Here is a 6,485-nt window from a genome sequence, read left to right on the forward strand (position 1 = left end):
GTTCGGTGCCGCCGTCGTGGTCGTGATCGAGAGGCCGACGGCAGCGCCGAAGCCGGCCGAGAGCGCCGCGCCGCTAGCTCTCGAGCAGGCCGAGCTCCTGCACAATCGCTGAGGCTTCCTTGACAGCGTGGTTGGCGGCCGGCACGCCGCAATAGATCGCCTGCTGCAGCAGGATCTCCTTGATGTCATCAGGTGTGAAGCCGCCTTCGGCCAGCGCCGCGCGCACATGCAGGCGGAATTCGTCCCATTGCCCGAGCGCGACCATTGTGCCGATCACCAGCACCCGGCGCGTGCGCTCGTCGAAATGCGGCCGCGTCCAGATCTCGCCCCAGGCATAGCGTGTGATCAGATCCTGGAAGTCGGTGTTGAAGGCATTGCGGTTCGCGATCGACTTGTCGACCCACGCATTGCCCAGCACCTTGCGGCGCACGTTCATGCCGGCATCGCGGCGCTTCTGGTCGTCCATGGAGTTTCTCCGGATCAGTCATTCCGGGGCGATGCAAAGCATCGAACCAGGAATCTCGAGATTCCGGGCTCGCCTCTCCGAGCCGCCCCGGAATGACGGTGATTAACAGTTAGCGCTGCGTCAGAAATCCCACCACCGCATCGGTGAACGCGTGCGGCTGCTCGACATTGGAAATGTGTGCGGCGTCGATGATGGTCATGCTCGCGCCGGGAATGTTGGAGCGGATTAGCTCGGCGGCCGAGATCGGCGTCGCCACGTCGTGGCGGCCGGCGATCACCAGCGTCGGGCTCTTGATCTTGGGCAGCAGCGCGCGCTGGTCGAGCGTCGACAGCGCCTCGCAGCAGGCAAGATAACCCTCGACAGGGGAAGCAAGCAGCATCGACTTCATCTTCGCGGCGATCGCAGGCTCGCGCTCGCGGAAGTCCTGTGTCAGCCAGCCCGCGATCACGGCATCGGCGACGGCGGCGATGCCGCCCTCCTTCACTGCCTTGATGCGATTGTGCCAGTTTGTCGGATCAGGGTAGTAGCAGGACGTGTTGGCGAGGATGAGCTTGCCCATGCGCTCGGGCGCATTGGCGCCAAGCCATTGCCCGACCATGCCGCCCATCGACAGGCCGCACCAATGCACCTTCTCGATGTTGAGGTCGTCGAGGATCGCCAGCACGTCGCGGCCGAAGCGTTCCATCGAGTAAGGACCCGGCGGAACGTTGGACTTGCCGTGGCCGCGGCGATCGTAGCGGATGACGCGGAACAGCTGCGTCAGCGCCTTCATCTGCGGCTCCCACATCTGCAGCGTGCAGCCGAGCGAGTTGGAGAGCATCAAGGTCGGGCCGCCGTCGCGGCCCTCGACGGAGACGTTGAGCAGGCAACCGTCGGCATCGATCATGGGCATGGCATGCTCCTCGTCATGCGCGGGCTTGACCCGCGCATCCATCTTAAAAAGTGAATCTATCCAGGATGATGGATTGCCGGGTCAAGCCCGGCAATGACATCAGGAGAGATCCAGTGAATCCAGCAGCCGGTCGATGAGGGCTTGGGAAGCCCCTTGATAGGCCATCGGCTCGAACAATGCCGCAATTTTTTCCGGGGAGAGGTGCGCATTGACCTGCGGATCGGACGACAGCACCTCGCGCAGATGTTTCCTCTCGGCGACCGCGCGCTTGCTGGCGGCCTCGACCAGGTGATGCGCGTCGCTCTTGCCGATCCTGTCAGCCAGCGCGAAGGTGACCGCTTCGGCCATGATCAGCCCTTGCGTCGCATCGAGGTTGCGGAGCATGCGCGCTGCATCGACCTCGAGGCCCTCGGCAATGTCGACGATGGCGGCAAGTGCCCCGGAGGTGACCAGCATCAGTTGCGGTAGCGTCGGCCATTCGGCGTGCCAGGGTCCGGCGCTGCGCTCATGGTCCTGCACCTGGGCGGCGAAGATCGTGGCGGCGAGCTGCGGCGCCATGGTGGCGGCGCCGAGCGCGCTCGCGGCCGCGACCGGGTTGCGCTTGTGCGGCATGGTCGATGAGCCGCCGCGGCCTTCGCCCGCGGGCTCGAACGCCTCGGCGACGTCGGTCTGCATCAGCAGCGAGACGTCGCGTGCGATCTTGCCGCAGCTGCCGGCAAGAATGGCGAAGCAGGATGCAGCCTCGGCGATGCGGTCGCGATGGGTGTGCCAGGGCGCCTCGGGCAGCGGCAGATCGAGCTCCTGCGCCAGCCGTTCGGCCACCGCGAGCCCCTTGTCGCCGAGCGCGGCGAGTGTGCCGGCGGCACCGCCGAATTGCAGCGCGAGACCCTCGCGCGCGAGCCGCCGCAGGCGGCAGCGGGCGCGGGCGAGGCTCGCGGCATATTCCGCCGCCTTCAGCCCGAACGGCATCGGCAGCGCGTGCTGGAGCCAGGTCCGCGCCACCATCGCGGTGTTGCGATGGCTGCGCGCCAGTGCGGCGAAGCCCTTGATGGCGCGGCTGAGGTCGACATCCAATGCATCAATGCCGGCGCGAAGCGTCAGCATGGTCGCGCTGTCGATGACGTCCTGGCTGGTCGCGCCCCAATGCACGTAGCGCGCAGCCTCCGCGTCGGCCTTGCCGACATTGGCGGTCAGCATCTTGACCAGGGGAATCGCGAGATTGCCCGATCGCGTCGCGGCCTCGGCCAGTGCGGCCATGTCGAAGGAGTCGGCCTTGCACGCGGCTTGGATCGGGCCGACGGCGGATGCCGGAATCACAGCCGTGGCGGCCTCGGCGCGCGCCAAGGCTGCCTCGAAATCGAGCATGTTCTGCAGGGTAGACCGGTCGTCGCAGACCGCGCGCATGGCTGGGCTCGACAGCATCGGCGCGAGCAGGGGGGAGAGGGATGTGCTCATGTTGCACGCGACCTAATCACCACGGCCCGGCTGTGCCAATCCCCAACCGCCGACACATGTCTTTTTGCAGTTGCGAATATGCATGGCACGTCCTGGCCCGCCCTTTCCTTTGTCGCGTCCCTGCGTTACTTGATCAGCACTATAGTTGCGGAATCCGGGAGAGACCTCATGGCCATGACGATGAACGGCGAAGTCCAGCTTGCGGCGCCGCGCGAGGCCGTGTGGGACAAGCTCAACGACCCCGAGGTGCTGAAGGCCTGCATCCCCGGCTGCGAGGAGCTGGAGAAGACGGACGACGGCGGCTTTCGCGCGACGGCGAAGATGAAAGTCGGCCCGGTCTCCGCGCGCTTCAAGGGCAAGGTCACGCTGTCCGATCTCGACCCGCCGAACGGCTACAAGATCTCCGGTGAGGGCGAGGGCGGGGTGGCCGGATTCGCCAAGGGCGGAGCGGTGGTCAAGCTCGCGGAGAAGGACGGCGGCACGCTGCTGTCCTACGACGTCGAGGCGCAGATCGGCGGCAAGTTGGCGCAGCTCGGCCAGCGCCTCATCAATGGCGCCGCCAAGAAGCTGGCCGACGAATTTTTCGCGAACTTTGCCAAGGCGGTACAAGGCTGAAACCTATCGCCTTTCGGCATGGCGGCTTGCGTCCGGGGTGATGTTGCCCCAGGGGACAATGGCCCATATGATGGGCTGGAATAATTATAAGAACCGCTTCGACGGGACCCGTCGGGGCGCTGATAGAGAGTGCTTATGGCAAAAATCTCCCTCATCGTGAACGGCAATCCTGTGACGGCCAATGTCGATCCCCGCACGCTCCTGGTGCAGTTCTTGCGCGAGAATCTGCGGCTGACCGGCACCCATGTCGGCTGCGACACCTCGCAGTGCGGCGCCTGCGTCGTGCATCTCGACGGCAAGGCCGTGAAGTCCTGCACCACGCTTGCCGTGATGGCCGACGGCCACGAGGTCAAGACGATCGAGGGGCTGGCCGCCGACGGCGCGCCGCTGCATCCGATGCAGGAAGCCTTCCGTGAGCACCATGGCCTGCAGTGCGGCTTCTGCACGCCCGGCATGATCATGACCGCGATCGACATCGTGCATCGCAAGGGGCACGAGCTCGACGACCACACGATTCGCGAGGAGCTGGAAGGCAATCTCTGCCGCTGCACCGGCTATCAGAACATCGTCGCCTCGATCTCCGCCGGCGCCAAGGCGATGGCGAAATCCGACCTCGCGTAACGCGAATCCCGCGATCAGGACATTCAGATGTACGAATTCAAATATCATCGCCCTGGGACGGTTCGCCAGGCGGCCAACCTCCTGGTGAAGAACGAGGACGCTAAGCTGGTCGCCGGCGGCCACACGCTGATTCCGGTCATGAAGCAGCGCCTCGCCAGCCCCCCGCATCTGGTCGACCTCTCCCATATCGAGGGGCTCAACGCGATCGAGATGAAGGGGCGCTCGCTGGTGATCGGCGCCACCGCGAAGCACGCCGAGGTCGCGAGCTCGGCGATCGTCGGCGAGGCGATCCCGGCGCTGGCGAATCTCGCGAGCCAGATCGGCGATCCCGCCGTGCGTCACAAGGGCACGATCGGCGGCTCGCTCGCCAACAACGATCCGACCGCGGACTATCCGGCCGCGGTGCTTGCGCTTGGCGCCACCATCGTCACCAACAAGCGCCGTCTCAAGGCGGAAGAGTTCTTCCAGGGCCTGTTCACGACCGCGCTCGAAGCCGACGAGATCATCACCAAGGTGATGTTCCCGCTGCCGAAGAAAGCCGCCTACATCAAGTTCCGCAACCAGGCTTCGCGCTACGCGCTGGTCGGCGTGTTCGTGGCGCGGCGTCCGTCGGACGTGCGCGTTGCCGTTACCGGTGCCGGCTCCGAAGGCGTGTTTCGCGTCACTGCATTCGAGGAGGCCCTCAAGAAGCGCTTCGCCTCGAAGGCGCTGGAGGGCATCACCGTGCCGGCAGAAGGCCTCAATAGCGATATCCATGGCAGCGCCGAATACCGCGCGCACCTCATCGGTGTGCTGACGCGGCGCGCCGTCGACGCCGCCAATGCCAAGGAATGAGCTGAGCTCATTCCTCGATCCAAACCTGTCCCTGGCGAGGGCGTAGCGAGACTGGCTTCCTTATGACTTCAGCGACCAGTTCTTCCGGTGCTTTGCCGGCATCGGTCGATGCGATGCTCGAACTCCTGACATCGCGCGGCTATCTCGCCGAACGGTCGCTGGCGACTGTGACCTATCTGTCGCTGCGCATGGGCCGGCCGCTGTTTCTGGAAGGCGAAGCCGGCGTCGGCAAGACCGAGATCGCAAAGGTGCTCTCGGCAGCGCTGGGGCGAAAGCTGATCCGCCTTCAGTGCTATGAGGGCCTCGACGTCTCCTCGGCGGTCTACGAGTGGAATAGCGCGGCACAGATGATCGCGATCCGGATGGCGGAAGCGGCCGGTGACACCGACCGCGACCAGCTCTCGAGCGACATCTTCGCCGACCGCTACATGATCAAGCGGCCGCTGCTGCAGGCGCTGGAGCCCGATGTCGCCGGCCCGCCGGTGCTGCTGATCGACGAGCTCGACCGCGCCGACGAGGCGTTCGAGGCTTACCTGCTCGAAATCCTCAGTGACTTCCAGGTGACCATCCCCGAATTCGGCACCGTGAAGGCGCCGCACCCGCCGATCGTCATCATCACCTCCAACCGCACCCGCGAGATCCACGACGCCCTGAAGCGGCGCTGCCTCTATCACTGGGTCGATTATCCCGCCGCCGAGCGCGAGCTTGCGATCGTCAAGACGCGCGTGCCCGGCATCTCCGCGAAGCTGTCGCAGCAGGTGGTGCGCTTCGTCCAGGCGCTGCGCAACCAGGACTTCTACAAGTCGCCCGGTGTCGCCGAGACCATCGACTGGGCCACCGCGTTGTCGGAGCTCGATGCCCGCTCGCTGACCCCGCAAGTGGTCGGTGACACGCTGGGCGCGCTGCTCAAATACCAGGACGACATCACCCGTATGCAGGGCGATACCTTGCAGAAGGTGCTGAAGGAAGCGACGAGCGAGAATTGACGCGCGTCAATTGAGCTCGTCATTCCGGGGCGCGCGTCGCGCGAACCCGGAATCCATTGGGCCGCAGAGTTGGTGGATAAATGGATTCCGGGCTCGATGCTGCGCATCGCCCCGGAATGACGAGGGGATGGATACGGACCATGGCCATCAACCACCTTTCCCCTGACAAGACCGAGCAGTTCGCCGACAACATCGTCGGCTTCGCTCGCGCGCTGCGCTCCGCCGGGATGCCGGTCGGGCCGGGCGCCGTGATCGATGCCATGAGCGCGCTCCAGGTGATCGACATCGGCAACCGCGCCGACGTCTTCACGACGTTGGAGGCGATCTTCGTCAAGCGGCATGAACATGCGCTGATCTTCAAGCAGGCCTTCAACCTGTTCTTCCGCGCCTCGGAGGAGTGGAAGCACATGCTCGATTCCGTGCCCCTGCCGGAGGAGGCCAGGAAAAAGCCCCAGGCGGGCGCCCGTCGCGTCCAGGAGGCGATGTCGCAGCCGCGCATGACCGAGACGCAGCAGCGCCAGGAGCAGGATCTGCGCCTGTCGGTCTCCGACAAGGAGATCCTCCAGAAGAAGGATTTTGCGCAGATGAGCGCGGCCGAGATCGCCGAGGCGCTCCG

7 protein-coding genes and 1 pseudogene are annotated in these 6,485 nt (G+C 65.4%); 5 read left to right on the plus strand and 3 right to left on the minus strand.

Going from position 1 to position 6,485, the window contains the following annotated elements; translation table 11 throughout:
• Positions 1–73: 73 nt before the first annotated feature.
• The 3 genes from JHD07_RS13040 to JHD07_RS13050 all read right to left on the minus strand — a co-directional run bounded on the left by JHD07_RS13040 (position 74) and on the right by JHD07_RS13050 (position 2,813).
• Positions 74–466 carry a carboxymuconolactone decarboxylase family protein gene (locus tag JHD07_RS13040; RefSeq protein ID WP_291622662.1) on the minus strand — a complete coding sequence of 131 codons (393 nt, stop codon included), beginning with the start codon at positions 464–466 and terminating at the stop codon, positions 74–76.
• Between the two features lie 109 nt (positions 467–575).
• Positions 576–1,358: a 3-oxoadipate enol-lactonase gene (pcaD, locus tag JHD07_RS13045; RefSeq protein WP_291622664.1), complete on the minus strand. Its 783-nt coding sequence runs from the start codon at positions 1,356–1,358 to the stop codon at positions 576–578.
• 99 nt (positions 1,359–1,457) lie between these two features.
• The gene (locus JHD07_RS13050; protein WP_291622666.1) at positions 1,458–2,813 is read right to left on the minus strand and encodes a 3-carboxy-cis,cis-muconate cycloisomerase; all 1,356 of its coding nucleotides are present in this window, start codon (positions 2,811–2,813) and stop codon (positions 1,458–1,460) included.
• A gap of 168 nt (positions 2,814–2,981) precedes the next feature.
• On the opposite strand from JHD07_RS13050, the gene JHD07_RS13055 reads away from it, so the two are divergent.
• From JHD07_RS13055 to JHD07_RS13075, 5 genes and pseudogenes are all read left to right on the plus strand, one after another.
• Positions 2,982–3,428 (plus strand): carbon monoxide dehydrogenase subunit G, encoded by a 447-nt coding sequence (locus JHD07_RS13055; protein ID WP_291622668.1) that lies wholly within the window; start codon positions 2,982–2,984, stop codon positions 3,426–3,428.
• Between the two features lie 135 nt (positions 3,429–3,563).
• Entirely contained in the window at positions 3,564–4,049 is a 486-nt protein-coding gene (locus JHD07_RS13060) for a (2Fe-2S)-binding protein (RefSeq protein WP_014494194.1), read from the plus strand.
• A 27-nt stretch (positions 4,050–4,076) separates the two neighbouring features.
• The gene (locus JHD07_RS13065; RefSeq protein WP_291622692.1) at positions 4,077–4,883 is read left to right on the plus strand and encodes a xanthine dehydrogenase family protein subunit M; all 807 of its coding nucleotides are present in this window, start codon (positions 4,077–4,079) and stop codon (positions 4,881–4,883) included.
• A 62-nt stretch (positions 4,884–4,945) separates the two neighbouring features.
• Positions 4,946–5,869 carry a MoxR family ATPase gene (locus JHD07_RS13070; RefSeq protein WP_291622694.1) on the plus strand — a complete coding sequence of 308 codons (924 nt, stop codon included), beginning with the start codon at positions 4,946–4,948 and terminating at the stop codon, positions 5,867–5,869.
• A gap of 140 nt (positions 5,870–6,009) precedes the next feature.
• A pseudogene (locus JHD07_RS13075) lies at positions 6,010–6,485 on the plus strand (VWA domain-containing protein); the annotation flags it as partial.

It is taken from the genome of Bradyrhizobium sp. (assembly GCF_016462955.1).
Taxonomy (GTDB): Bacteria; Pseudomonadota; Alphaproteobacteria; order Rhizobiales; family Xanthobacteraceae; genus Bradyrhizobium.

Excerpts from the sequence above, each read along its gene's own strand:
- JHD07_RS13070 (WP_291622694.1), top strand. The coding sequence starts at position 4,946 with ATGACTTCAGCGACCAGTTCTTCCGGTGCTTTGCCGGCATCGGTCGAT.
- JHD07_RS13065 (WP_291622692.1), top strand. The coding sequence starts at position 4,077 with ATGTACGAATTCAAATATCATCGCCCTGGGACGGTTCGCCAGGCGGCC.
- JHD07_RS13050 (WP_291622666.1), bottom strand. The coding sequence starts at position 2,813 with ATGAGCACATCCCTCTCCCCCCTGCTCGCGCCGATGCTGTCGAGCCCA.
- JHD07_RS13055 (WP_291622668.1), top strand. The coding sequence starts at position 2,982 with ATGGCCATGACGATGAACGGCGAAGTCCAGCTTGCGGCGCCGCGCGAG.
- pcaD (WP_291622664.1), bottom strand. The coding sequence starts at position 1,358 with ATGCCCATGATCGATGCCGACGGTTGCCTGCTCAACGTCTCCGTCGAG.
- JHD07_RS13060 (WP_014494194.1), top strand. The coding sequence starts at position 3,564 with ATGGCAAAAATCTCCCTCATCGTGAACGGCAATCCTGTGACGGCCAAT.
- JHD07_RS13040 (WP_291622662.1), bottom strand. The coding sequence starts at position 466 with ATGGACGACCAGAAGCGCCGCGATGCCGGCATGAACGTGCGCCGCAAG.